This is a genomic window from Aeromicrobium sp. P2_G6 (assembly GCF_056403535.1).
On the sequence record NZ_JBFUFH010000001.1, the window covers coordinates 1220404 to 1235348 of the forward strand.

The 14945-nt window shown below is 67.5% G+C and carries 19 protein-coding genes and 1 tRNA gene; 9 read left to right on the forward strand and 11 right to left on the reverse strand.

Translation table 11 applies throughout. The features are described from left to right. Positions 1-57 precede the first annotated feature (57 nt). Together AC1DVU_RS06000 and AC1DVU_RS06005 are read right to left on the reverse strand one after the other, a co-directional pair. Positions 58-660, reverse strand: coding sequence for a hypothetical protein (locus tag AC1DVU_RS06000; RefSeq protein ID WP_476921507.1), 603 nt, complete (start codon positions 658-660; stop codon positions 58-60). A 176-nt stretch (positions 661-836) separates the two neighbouring features. Next, positions 837-1475, reverse strand: a complete 639-nt coding sequence (locus AC1DVU_RS06005; RefSeq protein ID WP_476921508.1) for a TetR/AcrR family transcriptional regulator — start codon at positions 1473-1475, stop codon at positions 837-839. 86 nt (positions 1476-1561) lie between these two features. On the opposite strand from AC1DVU_RS06005, the gene AC1DVU_RS06010 reads away from it, so the two are divergent. Then, a complete protein-coding gene (locus AC1DVU_RS06010) occupies positions 1562-2506 on the forward strand; it encodes an NADP-dependent oxidoreductase (RefSeq protein ID WP_476921509.1) in 945 nt (314 codons plus the stop codon). Here the strand turns inward: AC1DVU_RS06010 and AC1DVU_RS06015 are convergent. Continuing rightward, positions 2490-2993: a peptide-methionine (S)-S-oxide reductase MsrA gene (locus tag AC1DVU_RS06015; RefSeq protein ID WP_476921510.1), complete on the reverse strand. Its 504-nt coding sequence runs from the start codon at positions 2991-2993 to the stop codon at positions 2490-2492. The two genes, AC1DVU_RS06010 and AC1DVU_RS06015, sit on opposite strands and share 17 nt — an antisense overlap. Before the next feature lie 251 nt (positions 2994-3244). Next, positions 3245-3318, reverse strand: a tRNA-Gly gene (locus AC1DVU_RS06020). Positions 3319-3576: 258 nt separating this feature from the next. Here AC1DVU_RS06020 and AC1DVU_RS06025 point away from each other — a divergent pair. The 4 genes from AC1DVU_RS06025 to AC1DVU_RS06040 all read left to right on the forward strand — a co-directional run bounded on the left by AC1DVU_RS06025 (position 3577) and on the right by AC1DVU_RS06040 (position 5678). Further along, a complete protein-coding gene (locus tag AC1DVU_RS06025; protein WP_476921511.1) occupies positions 3577-4152 on the forward strand; it encodes an ArsR/SmtB family transcription factor in 576 nt (191 codons plus the stop codon). Continuing rightward, a complete protein-coding gene (locus AC1DVU_RS06030; RefSeq protein WP_476921512.1) occupies positions 4149-4706 on the forward strand; it encodes an SRPBCC family protein in 558 nt (185 codons plus the stop codon). The genes AC1DVU_RS06025 and AC1DVU_RS06030 overlap by 4 nt, the downstream gene beginning before the upstream one ends. Then, positions 4703-5134 carry a DUF6069 family protein gene (locus AC1DVU_RS06035; protein WP_476921513.1) on the forward strand — a complete coding sequence of 144 codons (432 nt, stop codon included), beginning with the start codon at positions 4703-4705 and terminating at the stop codon, positions 5132-5134. The genes AC1DVU_RS06030 and AC1DVU_RS06035 overlap by 4 nt, the downstream gene beginning before the upstream one ends. 67 nt (positions 5135-5201) lie before the next feature. After that, the gene (locus AC1DVU_RS06040; RefSeq protein ID WP_476921514.1) at positions 5202-5678 is read left to right on the forward strand and encodes a VOC family protein; all 477 of its coding nucleotides are present in this window, start codon (positions 5202-5204) and stop codon (positions 5676-5678) included. A gap of 10 nt (positions 5679-5688) precedes the next feature. Here AC1DVU_RS06040 and AC1DVU_RS06045 read toward each other — a convergent pair whose 3' ends face one another. Further along, on the reverse strand, positions 5689-6624 hold the full coding sequence (locus tag AC1DVU_RS06045; RefSeq protein ID WP_476921515.1) for an alpha/beta hydrolase: 936 nt from the start codon (positions 6622-6624) through the stop codon (positions 5689-5691). Between the two features lie 81 nt (positions 6625-6705). On the opposite strand from AC1DVU_RS06045, the gene AC1DVU_RS06050 reads away from it, so the two are divergent. Continuing rightward, positions 6706-7236, forward strand: a complete 531-nt coding sequence (locus AC1DVU_RS06050; protein ID WP_476921516.1) for a TetR/AcrR family transcriptional regulator — start codon at positions 6706-6708, stop codon at positions 7234-7236. A 25-nt stretch (positions 7237-7261) separates the two neighbouring features. On the opposite strand, the gene AC1DVU_RS06055 is transcribed toward AC1DVU_RS06050, so the two are convergent. The 3 genes from AC1DVU_RS06055 to AC1DVU_RS06065 all read right to left on the reverse strand — a co-directional run bounded on the left by AC1DVU_RS06055 (position 7262) and on the right by AC1DVU_RS06065 (position 9680). Further along, a complete protein-coding gene (locus AC1DVU_RS06055; protein WP_476921517.1) occupies positions 7262-7660 on the reverse strand; it encodes an ester cyclase in 399 nt (132 codons plus the stop codon). A gap of 3 nt (positions 7661-7663) precedes the next feature. Further along, entirely contained in the window at positions 7664-8857 is a 1194-nt protein-coding gene (locus tag AC1DVU_RS06060) for an FAD-dependent monooxygenase (protein ID WP_476921518.1), read from the reverse strand. Positions 8858-8984: 127 nt separating this feature from the next. Beyond that, positions 8985-9680: a hypothetical protein gene (locus AC1DVU_RS06065; protein ID WP_476921519.1), complete on the reverse strand. Its 696-nt coding sequence runs from the start codon at positions 9678-9680 to the stop codon at positions 8985-8987. A 212-nt stretch (positions 9681-9892) separates the two neighbouring features. Here AC1DVU_RS06065 and AC1DVU_RS06070 point away from each other — a divergent pair, with 212 nt between their 5' ends. From AC1DVU_RS06070 to AC1DVU_RS06080, 3 genes are read left to right on the forward strand one after another with little or no spacing between them, the layout of a single operon-like run. Further along, positions 9893-10231 (forward strand): ArsR/SmtB family transcription factor, encoded by a 339-nt coding sequence (locus tag AC1DVU_RS06070; protein ID WP_476921520.1) that lies wholly within the window; start codon positions 9893-9895, stop codon positions 10229-10231. Between the two features lies 1 nt (position 10232). After that, entirely contained in the window at positions 10233-10877 is a 645-nt protein-coding gene (locus AC1DVU_RS06075) for a dihydrofolate reductase family protein (protein WP_476921521.1), read from the forward strand. A 9-nt stretch (positions 10878-10886) separates the two neighbouring features. Further along, on the forward strand, positions 10887-11351 hold the full coding sequence (locus tag AC1DVU_RS06080) for an SRPBCC domain-containing protein (protein WP_476921522.1): 465 nt from the start codon (positions 10887-10889) through the stop codon (positions 11349-11351). Here AC1DVU_RS06080 and AC1DVU_RS06085 read toward each other — a convergent pair. From AC1DVU_RS06085 to AC1DVU_RS06095, 3 genes are read right to left on the reverse strand one after another with little or no spacing between them, the layout of a single operon-like run. Next, positions 11348-12013, reverse strand: coding sequence for a response regulator (locus AC1DVU_RS06085; protein ID WP_476921523.1), 666 nt, complete (start codon positions 12011-12013; stop codon positions 11348-11350). The two genes, AC1DVU_RS06080 and AC1DVU_RS06085, sit on opposite strands and share 4 nt — an antisense overlap. After that, complete coding sequence (locus AC1DVU_RS06090) at positions 12010-14103, reverse strand: sensor histidine kinase (protein ID WP_476921524.1); 2094 nt, start codon at positions 14101-14103, stop codon at positions 12010-12012. The genes AC1DVU_RS06085 and AC1DVU_RS06090 overlap by 4 nt, the downstream gene beginning before the upstream one ends. Positions 14104-14132: 29 nt before the next feature. Beyond that, complete coding sequence (locus AC1DVU_RS06095; RefSeq protein WP_476921525.1) at positions 14133-14864, reverse strand: hypothetical protein; 732 nt, start codon at positions 14862-14864, stop codon at positions 14133-14135. Positions 14865-14945: the final 81 nt, after the last annotated feature.

Genomic DNA, 14945 nt, shown 5'->3' on the forward strand with positions numbered 1-14945 from the left:
CGGGCTACGACCGAGTCCGCGAGGGAACGGGCTCGGTCGGGCCGGTGTGGAAGATGGTCACGCCATCTCGGGGACGTGCAGGTGCGCGTACGCGAGCTCGAACTCGTGCACGTCGACGATCTCGCCTCCTGACTCGCTCGCAGCCCTCTGGCGCATGTCGTCGGCCGCCATGCGGCTGGTCTCCATCGCCTCGCGACTCTCCCATGTCGTGGTGGCGCAACCCATGCCGGACGAACGGTTCATCAGCAGGCTGGCGCTGCAGAAACCATCAGTCTGCTCGAGCTGGGGAAGGAGACTTACCCGGAACGTCTCGGCCATGGAGTCGAGGTCGCCCTTGAGCCAGCTGACTCGGCAGCACTCGCCGTGGTGGTTGCGGTGCATGACGGCGATCTCCCACTCGTCGACCTCCATCGAGCCGCCGAGGATGTCCTTGCCGCGCTCACGGTGCGGGCGTAGCTGCTCGTCGCTGGCGCGCATGGTCTCCTCGCTCTCCCATGAACTGGTGACAATGCAGTGCCCGGTGTCGCGGTCGACCAGCATCGAGATGCCGCGACAGCCTTCGATCTGCCCGAGCATCGGCCAGACCTCGTCCTTGACGAACGCAATACCCGCGTCGACGTTGGCGGGCGTTCCTTTCAACGTGGTGGAGCGTGCGTACACGGCCCACTCCTCTCTGGGATGGGGCAGTGCCCGGCCGGCACCGCCGGTAGTTTCCGCTCTACTCCTCCGAGCAGGAAAATGCCAGAGCCCGTTGGGATCAGGTCCGGAGTACGAGTCTCAGTGCTTGTCCCGCCCGACGCGCGCGCACCAGTCGTCGGGAGGTACGCGTACAGACGTCAGTCGGCGCCGTCGGTGGTGTGGGACGCGACGTAGGTGAGTGCGGCGTCGAGGGCCTCGCGCAGCGGTTGGACATCTCGTGCGGCTTGGGTGAGTAGAAGTCCGCCCTGGAAGGCGGCCATCAGCGAGGTGGCGAGCTGGTCGAGGTCGGCATCGGGTCGCAACTGTCCGCGATCGCGCATGGCAGTCAAGCCGTCGCGGAACTGTGCCCGCCAGCGGGCGAAGCCTTCGGCGATGGCGTCGCTCACGTCCAGGTCTGACTTGAGGACCTCGGCGGCCAGAGATCCGAAGCTGCAGCCACCTGCCACGACCTCTGGCCTGCTCACGTAGCTGTCGGCCCAGGCGCGGAGTGCGGCCATGCTGTCGAGCGGACCGCGCGGGGGATCGTTGCGGAGTCCCATCATCGACTCGGCCCGCCAGGCCAGGGTCGCGCGCACCAGGCTTTCCTTGTCGGGGAAGTAGTGCGCGAGCTGAGACCCGCTCACACCAGCCGCGCGTCGGAGGGCGTCGTTGCTTGTGCCCTGGACCCCGTGGCGGTAGATCAGCTCGGCGGCGCTCTCGAGGATACGTTCGCGGGTCGCCTGCCCCTTGCGCGTCAGCTTCGGTCCGGAGCCAACTGTGTCTGCGGTGTGCGGCATGGACACCATCCTAGCAATAGTGGGCTTGACAACCCATTCCTTCTCTGGATTAAATGGGTTGCATAGCCCATTTTGTAGGAGTACGCATGAACAAGAACAGAGGAGACGAACCGATGAAAGCGATCGTGGTGACTGACCAAGCGGCCGGAACGGCCGGGATGACGCTGATCGACCGGCCCAGGCCGGAGCCAGCAATCAACGACGTCGTCGTTGAGATTCATGCGTCGGGGTTTGTCTCGACCGAGCTGGAATGGCCCTCGACCTGGACCGACCGAGCCAACCGCGACCGAACACCATCGATCCCCGGACACGAGCTGGCCGGAGTGGTCACCGCGCTCGGCTATGGCACGACCGGGCTGTCGGTAGGTCAGAGGGTGTTCGGCCTCGCCGACTGGCACCGTGACGGGACCTTGGCAGAGTATGTGGCCATCGAGGCGCGCAACCTCGCGCCGCTGCCTGCCGACGTCGCCTTCTCGGTGGGCGCGTCCCTGCCCATCTCAGGGCTGACCGCGTGGCAAGGACTGTTCCAGCACGGCCACCTTCGGGCGGGGCAGAGCGTCCTCGCGCACGGTGCGGCCGGCGCAGTCGGGACCATGGTGACGCAACTCGCGCGCGAGGCAGGTGCCTACGTGATCGGGACCGGGCGCACCGCCGACCGTGAGAAGGCCCTCGACTTCGGCGCACAAGAATTCGTCGACCTCGACAACGAGACCCTCGAAGACGTCGGGGGAGTTGATCTGGTCTTCGATCTGATCGGCGGCGAGATCCAGGAGCGGTCCGCAGGTCTGGTCCGCGCTGGAGGAGTGCTGGTGTCCGCTGTCGGGCCGGTCGAGGCGCGGCCCACTGACGGCTTGGCGGTCGACTTCGTCGTCGAGTCCGACCGCACCCAGCTCGGCGAGATCGTTCAGCGGGTCCGGGATGGACGGCTGCGGACCAACATCGGCACCACGGCGTCCCTCAACGATGCCGTTGCCGCCTTCAACTCGACCGAGCGACGCAACGGGAAGACGGTCATCAGCGTTCGTCCATGACGACCTTAGTGTCGGCCTGCGGGGGAAACGGGGGCTTGCAGCCGGTGGGGAACCGCAGGAGGTAGTCCTGATCCTCAGGGCCCATCTCCCAGAACACCGAAGCCTCGCTGACCTTGGTCACGGTCCTGCCCGGCCAATGGCCTGACGCGTCCACGTCGCGGATCATCTGCTCGGCGACCGTCCGCTGCTCCGGGCTGGTGCAGAAAATCTCGGAGCGATAGAGCGAACCGACGATGTCCTCATCGAGGTCGGGGCGGTGAACCTGGAAGAACACCTCGAGCAGCCCTCGGTACGAAAGGTGTTCAGGATCGAACACGACTTCGACGACCTCGGCATGACCGCCGTCGTCCTCCTCGGTCGGGTTCTCGGTCTTGCCGCCCATGAAACCTGTCCGAGTGGAGATGACGCCTTCGGGCTGGCGCAGCAGCTGCTGCATGACCCAGGCGCAACCGCCGGCAAGAATCGCGGTCTCGGTCTGCTCGCCCATCGCCGACTCCAGTCATCGAAGGAATTTCAGGCTATACCCGGGTATTCGGGCTCGTCCGAGTCAGTTCTTTTCAGCACGATAGAGCTGAAACCCAACTTCTGCGCCGGAGGGTGAAGTGCTGCGAGCCGGAACCGAGCGTGGCTGCGGGTACAAGGGCCAATGGAGTCAGGTGGTGTCGCTCGCGATCGTCCCTGGCGTGGAACCGCGCATCGCCCTGGCCACACCGATCGCGGACAACCGTAGCCGGCATATGGAGCGGACGCGAGGATTTGAACCTCGACCCATTCCCTGGAAGGGAAGCGTGCTGCAACTACACCACGTCCGCGAAGCCAGCCTCTGTCGAGCCCGACAAGTTCGTAGTATGACCCATCCGGAGGACCATCCGGGCGGGAGGGTGCCACTTCCAGACCACAGAACCTCGCGCACATGAAGCGAGAGCGACAGGTCTGGAACGGTCTGGCGCATCCAGCTGCTACTTCGACCGCGTACGTGGCGGCATGACGAATGCTCTGCCTCTCCGGGAGCGGAACTGCGCTGTCGACCGCCTTGACAAGTTTATTTGTCAAGGCCTACGGTTGGCGTCATGCAGGACGTACAAGTACTCAAGGACGCAGCCGTCGTGGAGGTGGCGCTCGACCCCATCCGCGCAGCGATCCTCGACGCTCTGGCCGAACCAGGGTCAGCGGCCTCGATCGCAGCGACGGTCGGCCTGACGCGTCAGAAGGTGAACTATCACCTCAAGGCGCTGGAAGCGCACGGTCTGGTGGAGCCGGCCGGCGAACGCACCTGGGGCGGCATCACCGAGCGCTACGTGCAGCGTTCGGCCCGCCTCCTCTTCGTCGCTCCGAACGTCCTGCAGGACACCGCAGCCGACCCCAAGCAGGTCGCCGACCAGCTGTCCGCCGCCTACCTGATCGCGGTGAACGCTCGGACGGTGTCGGAGGTCGGGGCGATCGCGACCAGCGTGGCGCCCGGAACCCGCCTGCCGACTCTGACCGTCGACATGGTCATCGGCTTCCGGTCACCTGACGACCGAGCCGCGTTCGCGGCCGAGCTGCAGTCGGCGATCGCCGGGCTGGCTGCCAAGTACCACCACGACGACGGGCGCCCCCATCGTCTGACCGTTTCGTCCTATCCCCGACCAGAGGAGTCATCGTGACAGACCACAAAGAGCCCGACCAAGAACACCGCTTCGAGCACCGAGCCGAGACCACCGTCGAGCTCGCCGCCACCCCCGAACAGGTGTGGCAGGCGATCGCGACCGCCGACGGGATCTCCGCCTGGATGGTCCCGACCCGCCTGGACCCACGCGTCGGTGGCGAGGTCTTCTTTGACCACGGCGGACTCGAATCAACCGGCGTCGTCACCGGCTACACACCGAACCAGCGATTCGCGTACGAAGAGTCGTGGCCAATGACAGAGGACATGCGCGAGTGGGTGGTCGAGGTCGCTGACCACGAGATCACCGACGAGGACCTGTCGGCGGTGGGCCCGATCGCCACCGAGTTCCTCATCGAAGCAGCGTCCGGCGGCAGCTGTGTACTGCGTGTCGTGTCCAGCTCGTACGGAAGCGGAGCGGAATGGGAGCACGAGTTCTTCGCCGAGATGGTGGCCGGTTGGGGTCCGACGCCCTTCGGTCCCGACGAGGATGAGCCGTGGCTGGCGAAGCTGGTCCGGCATCTCGACGCCGCGGTCACGGGAGCACCTCGATGAGCACCTCGGGGGCGAAGTACGGCGAGCAGGCAGTGCGCGCGTCGCAACCAAGCACGCTCCTCCTCATTAGGCGCGGTGCCGTCGCCGGCGCAGCTGCGGCCATTGTCACCACCGCGACAGCCACGATCGCGCGCGCTGCCGATGTCGATCTCGAAGTGGACGGGGCAGCGATCCCGATCGCGGGGTTCGCGATGTGGACCGTCATCGGCGCGGCGCTGGGAGTCGTCTTGGCCCGCCTCCTGGGCGACCGCAGACGGTTCGTCGCGGTGACCGTGGCTGCGACCGGTCTGTCGCTCATTCCGCCGATCGCACTGCCCGATCACCTCGCGACGACAGCCGTCCTCGTGGGCGCACACCTCCTCGCGGCAGCGATCATCATCCCGGCTCTCAGCCAGCCGCTTCCGTCTGTCCGCAAGCGGGAGCTCTAGGGCTCCAGTCCGCGCCATCGCCGCGTGTTTGATGCGCTGCGTCGTTGGCTGCGGCATGCTGCAGGACATGAAGCTCCCGATTGCCGGCGTGCGCCAGATCAAGCTCCCGGTCAGCGATCTGGCCCGCAGCGCTCGTTGGTATGCCGACCTGTTCGGCCTCGAGCTCGCGGCCGAGTTCTACGAGGACTCTGCGGTTCGGGGAGTCGTGCTCGCTGACCATGCTGCGGGCTTCGTGATCGGCCTGCGCCAGCGCGAGTACTGCGCGAGCACGCCGGTGTTGGATGGCTTCGACGTCTGCGCCTTCGAGGTCAGCACTCCTGAGCAGATGTTGACGGTCGCCGCCAGGTGTGACGAGCTGGGCATCGCGCACGAAGACATTCAGGACCGAGCCGAGTTCGGCGTCGCGATGGATGTGCCGGATCGCGACGGGACCGTCCTTCGCTTCGTGGCGGGCCCGCACACCGGACCAGCAGGTACGTTCTTCGGCCTCGAGTTCGGGGCTGGGGCGCCGACTCGCTATGACCAACCGCGACTCAGCTTCTAGCCCAGCTTGACTAGGCGCCAGGCGAGATCGGGACGTGTGCCTGTAGGAACGCGAGCTGGTCGCCGACGACCCGGCTGAAGTTCGGTTCGACGTAGGGGTCGAAGTGCCCACAGTCGTACAGGTGCACGGTTGACTGCGGTATCCGGGCGGCAGCCTTTTCGGCAACCGAGCGCGGTGTGATCGCATCGTGTTGGGCGATCTGGACGAGCGCCGGGCAGGTGATGCGAGAGGCGCGGCGACCTGGCGAGTAGAACCCGATCTTCAAGGCGATCCGTGCGGCGACGTCCTCGCGGTAGGCGCCGCGCTCGATCCCCGAGTCGTCGGTGAGCTTCTGCAGAGCGGAAGCAGCATCCGGTGACGTCATCACAGCCGTCGTACCCGGCTGGCCCACCAGGTCCACGTACACGGGTTTGCGTCCCCGCAGCGCGCTGACCTGGTCGCGAACGGCCGCCGGCAGCAATCGCGCCGAAGCCGTCAACCCGGTGGCGCGCACGGCCGCCGGACCACTGACGTGAGGCACCTGCGCAATGACCGCTGCGAATGGCTCACCCGTGCTTGCGAGGCTGAGCACATGTCCACCGGCGAAGGACGTGCCCCAGGCCACGATGCGGTCGACGTCTGCGTCTTCAAGCGTCCGCGCAAAGGCCAATGCGGAACGCCAGTCCTGGTGCTGCATCGAGATGTCCAGCACCTGTCGGGGCTCGCCGTCGCTGTCACCGAAACCCCGGTAGTCGAACACGACCACCGTGTATCCGGCTGCTGCGAAGCGCTCGGCGTATGCATACAGGCGCAACGCACGAACCGATCCGAAGCCGTGCGCCATCACGATGACCGGCACTGGTCCTGCGGGGCGGGGATCCGCACGGAAGACGGTCGCCGCGCAGGACACCCCGTGCGAGTCGAACGAGGTCGCGATGTGCGAGAACCGCGGATCGGTGGGATTCATGAGGCCTCCGGGTCAGTTCTTGATCAGCAATCAAGAGGAATGTATGCCTTTCTTGATCGGCAGTCAAGATAGGCTTGGTGCATGCCCCGCAACCGCCGTCCCCAGGACCCGGAAGCCAAACGCGAAGAGATCCTCGACGCGGCTACGGAACTGTTCACCCGGCTCGGGTACGAAGGAACTTCACTCAAGGCGATCGCGACTTCAGCAGGCGTCACCGCCAACACCATCTACTGGTACTTCCCGGACAAGGACACGCTCCTGGTAGGCGTCGTCGATCGGCTCCTGAGGGCGGCGTTGACCGACCTTTCTGCATTGGAGGACGAGCCGCTGGCCGAGCAGCTGCTCTGGGTGGTCCAGCGCCTGCGGGACAACCACCAGCTGGTGACCGCGGTCCATGCCCGCGCCGACACTTCACCGCCCATCGATGCGTGGCACCGGCGGTTTCACGACCTCGCCGATGCCGTCCTGAAAGAGGGTTTCAGGCAAGCAGGCGCACCTGAATCGGATCTCGATGCCAGGACGCATATGGCTGTGCTCGTGGTCGAAGGACTCATCACTCACACCCACGACGGCGACCGCACACGAGCGATACTCGATCTCCTCGCTTCCTGACGCTGGCGGCGGAAGCTCCGTCCCCTCAGGAACTCATCTGATCGACCAACGAGCCGACGTCGGCGATCTCCCAGGCTTCGGCGATCTTGCCGTTGTCGAGGTGGCAGATGACTGCCTGATCCATACGAAAGGATCGGCCCTTTCCTGAGACGCCGCCGAAGTCGTGGAGGAGAGTCCCGGTGACGATGACACGCGCCATCTCCACGTTGCCTTGGGTCACGACCTCCTGGACCTCGTGGCGAAGGTCCGGCATGGCTGCCGTCGCCTCGCGCCATACCTGCTTCTCCGATTCGCGGTCCTCCGTGGAGAGCCCCCGCGGGGCATGGACCACGACATCAGCGTGCAGGAGGTCATCGAAGGCCTCGAGATCACCTGAATCACCGGCGGCCAGCCAGCGGGCGACGACGGACGAGGGCTGCTGCATGCCTCACACTCTCCCAGAGTTGAGGTCGGGCACGCTTTCGTAGTCGGGCAGCTCGGGGCCGCCGACAGCGCGCTCGACGAGGGCCATGATGGCCTCCATGTCGGGCTCCGGGCCCGGCTCGGCCTCTGGGTCGGCGGTGAGCATCTGTACGTGCATCCGGCCGATCTCCTGGTTGTCCTCGACGTACGAGCGCATCCGCTCTTCGTAGGCGGCGAACCCAGCCGCGGGATCCCAGTCGGCAGCAGCGAGCTCGCCGGCCAGCATGTAGGCGCCGACCAGCGCGAGCCCGGTGCCGGCGCCGGACATCGGCGACGCGCTGAACGCGGCATCTCCGAGGAGCCCGACCCTTCCGTTGGACCAGCGGTCCATTACGACCTGCGCGACCTGGTCCAGATAGAAGTCCGGGGTGTCGTCGAGGTGCGCAAGGATGCGCGAGGTCTCCCAACCGACGCCGGCCATCTGCTCGCGCAGCAGGCGCTTCTGGGCTTCGATGTCGCGGTGGTCGATGTCGAAGTCGGGGGAGGGGAAGGAGAGCATGGCGATCGCCCGGGCGGCGTCGGGGATGGGCCGCAGACCCGCCGAACGGCCTGCCTCGTGGTAGTCGATCAGCCAGCGATCCAGCCCGAACTCGTTGGGAACGCTGTAGAAAGCGAGCACGAGCCCGAGGTGACGGACGTACTGCTCGCGCGGCCCGAAGACCATCGACCGCAGTGCCGAGTGCAGCCCATCGGCGCCGATCACCAGCTCGAAGCGCCGCTGGTCTCCGCCTGCGAAGGTGATGTCAACACCGTCGGCGTCCTGGGTGAGGTCGGCGATCCGGTCGCCGAAGATGTACTCGACGCCATCGCGCGTGTCGTCGTAGAGCACCTGGGAGAAGTCTCCGCGCAGGACCTCGATCTCGGAGATGTAGCCGTCGCCGTCGTTGTCGTCCGCGCGGTGGGTGTCCAGCACCCGCCCGTCCGCATCCACCACGTACGCCCCGGCGGTGTCGGTGCACACCGCCCGAATCGCGGCGTCGAGCCCCATCCGCCGGATGACCTCCTTGGCCACCCCGCGCGCGTCGACCGCCTGCCCACCCGGGCGCAGCCCGTCCGACTGCTCGACGACAGTGACCTCGGCGCCCCGTCGGCGCAGCCAATGGGCCAGCGCCGGACCCGCGATGCTTGCTCCTGAAATCAACACCCTGGTCTTGCTCATCGTGTCCCCTTCTCACCCGTCATTCGACGGATTGGAATCTTACGGGCGGCGCGGTGTGGCCGCTTCTCACTCACGCCACGAACGGGCGACGGCAAATACGACACCGGAGCTCGTGTTCCGGGCAGTGTCATTCAGCGCGGGTCCAGGTGCCGGCGAAGACGATGTCGCGGTCAGCGCAAACCTTCTGGATCGGCGTGAGGGTGAGTGATGACCCAGACAAGTGCCAGGTGTAGTCCGAGGACCGTTCTGGTTCACAGAACAAGTTGGGCGTCGTGGGATCGGGCTGCGCCCAGACCGCAGGCCCGTACAGCCGCAGTTGGTTGCCCTTCAACGTGTACGGCTCCACAAAGGGGTTGGAGGTGTCGCCGGCCGGGTCGACGCCGACGATCTTGCCGCCAGGCTCGATGTCGACCGTCCATGTGCCGGGCGGCGGGATGTCACCGAACGCTCCCTTGGACGCGACGCGGTAGGACTGCGCGCGCTCGATGTCAGCCTTGGTCACCACCCGGTGATACGTCCCGGCGATCGCCTGGTTCTGCGCCAGGTCGACGTCGACGGTGACGTTGGCCGCGACCTTTGCGCTCGCACCTTTGGCTGTCGTGGCCCGGACGACCAACGCGTGTTGTCCGTTGCCCAGGAGCCACGGCGGGAGCACCTGGTTGTCGTCGTCGAAGTAGTACGGCGCGTCGCGCTCCACCCACTTCTGCTCGCCGTCGATGAGGAAGGCGACTTTCACAATGGAGTCGCTTCCAGCCGGCTCAGCCTCCGCCTTCCACGGCACGGCCGCCGTCAGCACATCTCCGTCGTGAATCGTCGTCGACACTTTCGGCGGAGCCGGCTTCGGCGAGTCCGAGGCGGAACCCCCTCCGCTGTTTCCTCCGCATCCGGCGACGACGCAGAGCGCCAAAGCCACTCCAGCAATCGTCCGCTGCCGCATGATGCCTCCGCATACGAGACCCCACATTCTTTGTATCTCTCGGCGTGATCCGTGTCGAGCAATTGACGAAGCACCGCCAGTGCATAATAGTTAGGTGTATGCCTAAGTATTACGACGAGCTGGACGCCGTGCTCCGCGCTCTCGCGGATCCGACGCGTCGGGCCGTCGTGGAGCGGCTGGCGAAGTCCCCGGCCGTCGTGTCGGAGCTCGCGGCGCCGTTCTCGATGGCGTTGCCGTCGCTCATGCAGCACCTGCGTGTGCTCGAGGACGCCGGCATCGTCACGTCGCAGAAGCACGGACGCGTCCGCACCGTGAGCCTGCGACCGGGCGCCCTCGACGTGCTCCACATGTGGCTCGGCGAACAACGAACTCCTGCCGAGCACCAGGCCGACCAGCTCGGCATCCACCTGACCCGCACTTCCCCGAAGGGACGCTGACATGACCCGCGTACGCATGGACCTGTTCACCTCGCTGGACGGCTACACGCCCTCCGACCCCACGCCCGAGAGCCCGATGGGCGCCGACTGGGAACGCATCACGGCTGCGTACGCCGCCACGCGTACGTTCCGCAAGAACGTCTTCGGTGACACCAGCGGCGAGGGTACGACCGGCGTCGACGATCGGTACGCCGCCGCGTTCTCCGAGGGCGTCGGCTCCGAGATCATGGGCGCCGCCATGTTCGGCCTGCACTCGTTCCCCGACGACCCGGACTGGAAGGGCTGGTGGGGTGACAAGCCGCCGTTCAGCACCCCGGTCTACGTCCTCACCCACAGCGCGCCACGTCCGTCGATCCCGATGGAGGGCGGGACGACGTTCCACTTCCGCAACGCCACCGTCGAGGACGCGCTCGCCGAGGCGACTGAGGCTGCCGAAGGTGGGGACGTACGCATCGGCGGCGGGTACCGGACGGCGCGCGACTTCCTGCGCGCCGGTTTGGTCGACGACGTGCACCTCATGGTCGCGCCGATCTTCCTGGGCCGGGGTCACCGGCTGTGGGACGACCTGGTCGGCTTCGAGCTCACCCACACGGTGACGACGGAAGTGGCCGAGAGCGGCACGATCCACGTCAACCTGAACCGATAGGACGTACGCATGACGATCGAACGCCGCCTCGCCCGCGCCGACTTCACCCTGACCCGCGACTACCCCGCTCCCACCGAGCGCGTCTGGGACGCGTTCGCCGACGAGGAGCAGAAGCTGGCCTGGTGGGGCGCCGGCGACGCCATCGAGCAGCGCGAGTGGGTGTTCGACTTCCGCGTCGGCGGGCGCGATGTCGCCGAGGGAAAGTTCCACAACGGTCCCGTCTCGCGCTACGAGGCCACCTACACCAACATCGTCGAGCACGTCCGCATCGTCACGACGTACGACATGTGGCTCGACGGGGTCCACATGTCGACCTCGGTGGCGTCGCTGGAGTTCGAGCCGATCGACGAGGGCACCCGGTTCACGCACGTCGAGCACGGCGTCTTCTTCGACCAGTTCTGGGCCGACGCGCCCAACCGCGAGGCCGGCAGCCGGGGTCTGCTCGACGCCCTGGGCAACCACCTGGCCAGCTAGCTCTTGCCGAAGCCTGCCTCGCGCGCCTTGACGATCGCCTCGGCGCGGCCGTTGGCGTGCAGCTTGGCGTAGATCCCGGAGACGGTGTTGCGTACCGTCTTGTTGGACACGAACAACTTGCGCGCGATGGCGTCGTTGCTGGCGCCGGCCGCGAGCAGGTCGAGGATCTCGCGCTCGCGCTCCGTCAGGTCGGCCAGGGCCGGCGGCGTGGACGTGGTGCTGCCCGCCTTCTGGAACAGGTCGGCCACACGCCCCGCGAGCTTGGCCCCGAACACCATCCCGCCCTGGTGCGCGGTGCGGACCGCAGCGAGCACCTCCGCGCCGCCGGAGCCCTTGAGCAGGTAGCCGGACGCGCCAGCCCGGATCGCGCTGACCACGGTGTCGTCGTCCTCGCTCATGGTGAGCATGACGACGCGTACGTTTGGGTGCTCGGCGGTGATCCGCCGGGTCGCCTCGATGCCGTCCAGCTCCCCGGGCATCTGGATGTCCATGAGCACGACGTCGGGCTGCTCGGCGGCGACCAGGGTGAGCGCTTCGGCAGCCTCGGCGGCCTGGCCGACCACGTGCGTGCCGTCCATGGCCGACAACAACGCCACGAGACCTTCCCGCACGATGGCGTGGTCGTCGACGACGACCACGCTGAGGTTGTCCGCGTCGCTCATGACTCGTCCTTTCCGGCTGTCCCGAGGGGCAGTACCGCCCTCACCACGGTCCCACCCGACGAGGGGCACTCGACGTCGGCGCGGCCGCCGAGCTCGGCCGCACGTTCGCGTATGGAGAGCAGTCCGACCCCGGCCTGCACGTCCTCGCCGATGCCGATGCCGTCGTCGGCGATCTCGACGACCAGTTCGGTGCCGGCGACGTCGAGTCGTACGCGGGCCGAGTCGGCTTCAGCATGCCGGACCACGTTGGTCAGCGACTCGGCCACGATCCGGTAGGCCGCGACCTCCACGGCCGCGGACATGGTGCCGAGGTCGCCGGCGTCCACCGCGATCGGGATCGGCTGGGTCTCGGCGAGCTGCCGGATCGCGCCGACCAGGCCGCGGTCGTCGAGCGCCGGCGGGCGCAGCTCGTGCACGAGCCGGCGTATGTCGGCAACCGTGTCCTGCACCTGGTCGCCCACCTGGGTGAGCATCTCGTCGACCCGCTCGGGCTGGTCGGCGACCAGCAGCCGGGCGGTCTCGAGCTGATAGACGATGCCGGCCAACGAAGGGCCGAGGCCGTCGTGCAGGTCGCGGCGGATCCGGCGACGCTCCTCCTCGCGGGTGTTCACCAAGCGCTCCCGGCTGGCCTGAAGGTCCTCGGCGAGGCTGCTGGTGCGGGCCGCGGTCGCCGCCTGGCGGATCAGGTCGCCGAGCAGGCTCTCGTCCTTCGCGGACAGCCGGCTGCGCAGCCCGCGCGCCGGCAGCACGAGCCGGCCCACGACCGTGTCGCGGTAGGTGATCGGAAGCGTACGTACTTCCCGAGGCCGCACGCCGCGGGTTGCCGTCAGCCGCTCCCCACCGGACCGGTCGACCTCGACGGAGACGTAGTCGACGCCGAACGCGTCAGCGACAGCCTGGGCGACCGCGCCGAACTGGGCGGGCCCGTCGTCGATGGACTCCAGGCTCGCGGCGAGCCCGGCCACCACGTCGTACCGGTTGCCACGGCTGCCCAGGATCCAGGCCTGCACGAGCCGGTAGAGCCGTCGCCGGAGCGGGCCGTATCCGAGCGCGGTCACGAGCAGCACGACGGTCACCAGCTGGCGGTCGTCGAGGCCACCGAGCATGCGGGTGAGCACCGCCACCACGAGAAGGTCCAGCCCGAGCAGGCACAGTGCGACCAGTCCGAGCACGAGGGTGCGGACCAGCAGGTTCTCGACCGGCACCACGGTCGGGCGGACCACGCCGACGGTCATCGCCACGACTGGCAGCACCGCGACCGCGACGATCACCGAGTCGATGGCGGAGCCGAGGTCAGCGACCGTGGTGATGGCCAGAGTCAGTGCCATCACCAGCACGGCCCAGACGAGCCAGCGCATCTGGTCACGTTCGGCACCGGTCGAGCGGCGGTGGCGAAGGATCGCGGTGGCCATCGCGACCAGACCCCCCGCTGCGATCAGGATCGCGCTTAACGGCCGAAGCACACCGGCCGCTCCGTCGAGTGCGGAGGAGGTCAGGTAGTTGTAGTCGATCTCCGGCGGAAGGTTGGCGATGTCAGGGGCGTCGGTGGCGGGGGCGAGGATCACCATGAGGACGCCGACGACCATGCCGACGAACGCCCCGATGCCCAGCCGGCCGAGCCAGCCCGCGAGGAACCGCCCGGTCGGGAAGATCAGCAACAGCGCAGCGATACCGAGGGGCAGCACAGCGCCGACCCGCATCAGGTACCAGAGCGCCAGGTTGGCGCCGTCGTACGCGTCTTCGGGCCGGACCGCGAAGCGTACGTATGACTGGGAGAGGCCGTCCAGCGCCCAGACCGCGGCGACCGGGAGCAGCGCCGGGCCGAATCGGTTACGCGGGTCCGTGCGTACGGCGACCAGCGCGCAGACCGCGATGGCCAGACCGGCCAACGTGTAGACGGCGCCGAACCCGCGTCCGATCTCGTGGCCCGGTCCGTCGTCGGGTGCCGCGATGTCCAGGACGAACGAGACGACGACCATCACGGCGACCACCGCGACGAGAACCCATGCGGCGACCAGGAGCCCTCGATGGGCGTGCCGGAGGACCGGCATCGTCGATGCCGGTCCTCCGGAGTTGGTGATCGCGCTCATCGGTGGATAAACCGTACGTCGTTCAGAGCTCAGGCACTCGTGGAACGGTGGGCACGGTCGCCGACCAGGAAGCCGACCGAGGTGACGATCAGCCACAGCGCTGCGATCGGTCCGGCCATGTACTCCAGGGGCGAGACGCCGAGCAGTGCGGCGAGGCCACCCAGGACCAGTCCGACCCGGCCGATCCAGCGCGGTACGACGTTGATCCGGCTGGTGGCGTAGACCGCCAGGCCGGCCAGGCCGGCGAGCACCCACACCCACGGGATGGTGCCGATCCAGTTGTTGTAGAAGGACGCCGAGGAGTTGGGGACGGCGCCGTCCTCAGCGGCCAGGCCCATCATGAACTCGGTGTCGAGGCCGGCTCCCATGACGGAGACGACCGCGGTGCCGAGCAGGCCGGCGAAGGCCACGGTGGGGGCGATCGAGTCACCGGCGCCGCGACGCAGGCGACGGAGCAGGCCTGCGGCGAAGACGACCATGAGCAGGGCGCTCAGTGTGGTGATGCTGTGGAACGCGAAGAGCACACCGGTCTTGTCGTCGAGCGCCTCGGTGAAGCCCTCGGTGGTTCCCTTGAACTCGTCGCGGTAGACCACGTCGACCATGGACGAGGTGGCGATGGTGCCGATGCCGAGGATGCCGGCGCCGAGACCGCTGAGCGCCCAGAGGCGGGAGTTGTTGCGTCCGACGGGAGCCGAAGGCTGGTCCTCGGTGGTGAAGACGTCGGAGCGAACCGGGTTGCTGGTAGCGACATGAGTGGACATTCTGCAATTCCTTTCTGATGGTCCGGGGCGGATGTTGCCACCGGCGTGATCAGAGATTGCAGGGCCCGTTGTCCCGCTGCA

Excerpts from the sequence above, each read along its gene's own strand:
- AC1DVU_RS06045 (WP_476921515.1), bottom strand. The coding sequence starts at position 6,624 with ATGAATCCCACCGATCCGCGGTTCTCGCACATCGCGACCTCGTTCGAC.
- AC1DVU_RS06075 (WP_476921521.1), top strand. The coding sequence starts at position 10,233 with ATGACCCGCGTACGCATGGACCTGTTCACCTCGCTGGACGGCTACACG.
- AC1DVU_RS06025 (WP_476921511.1), top strand. The coding sequence starts at position 3,577 with ATGCAGGACGTACAAGTACTCAAGGACGCAGCCGTCGTGGAGGTGGCG.
- AC1DVU_RS06035 (WP_476921513.1), top strand. The coding sequence starts at position 4,703 with ATGAGCACCTCGGGGGCGAAGTACGGCGAGCAGGCAGTGCGCGCGTCG.
- AC1DVU_RS06050 (WP_476921516.1), top strand. The coding sequence starts at position 6,706 with ATGCCCCGCAACCGCCGTCCCCAGGACCCGGAAGCCAAACGCGAAGAG.
- AC1DVU_RS06085 (WP_476921523.1), bottom strand. The coding sequence starts at position 12,013 with ATGAGCGACGCGGACAACCTCAGCGTGGTCGTCGTCGACGACCACGCC.
- AC1DVU_RS06005 (WP_476921508.1), bottom strand. The coding sequence starts at position 1,475 with ATGCCGCACACCGCAGACACAGTTGGCTCCGGACCGAAGCTGACGCGC.
- AC1DVU_RS06055 (WP_476921517.1), bottom strand. The coding sequence starts at position 7,660 with ATGCAGCAGCCCTCGTCCGTCGTCGCCCGCTGGCTGGCCGCCGGTGAT.
- AC1DVU_RS06015 (WP_476921510.1), bottom strand. The coding sequence starts at position 2,993 with ATGGGCGAGCAGACCGAGACCGCGATTCTTGCCGGCGGTTGCGCCTGG.
- AC1DVU_RS06010 (WP_476921509.1), top strand. The coding sequence starts at position 1,562 with ATGAACAAGAACAGAGGAGACGAACCGATGAAAGCGATCGTGGTGACT.
- AC1DVU_RS06095 (WP_476921525.1), bottom strand. The coding sequence starts at position 14,864 with ATGTCCACTCATGTCGCTACCAGCAACCCGGTTCGCTCCGACGTCTTC.
- AC1DVU_RS06040 (WP_476921514.1), top strand. The coding sequence starts at position 5,202 with ATGAAGCTCCCGATTGCCGGCGTGCGCCAGATCAAGCTCCCGGTCAGC.
- AC1DVU_RS06080 (WP_476921522.1), top strand. The coding sequence starts at position 10,887 with ATGACGATCGAACGCCGCCTCGCCCGCGCCGACTTCACCCTGACCCGC.
- AC1DVU_RS06070 (WP_476921520.1), top strand. The coding sequence starts at position 9,893 with ATGCCTAAGTATTACGACGAGCTGGACGCCGTGCTCCGCGCTCTCGCG.
- AC1DVU_RS06090 (WP_476921524.1), bottom strand. The coding sequence starts at position 14,103 with ATGAGCGCGATCACCAACTCCGGAGGACCGGCATCGACGATGCCGGTC.
- AC1DVU_RS06060 (WP_476921518.1), bottom strand. The coding sequence starts at position 8,857 with ATGAGCAAGACCAGGGTGTTGATTTCAGGAGCAAGCATCGCGGGTCCG.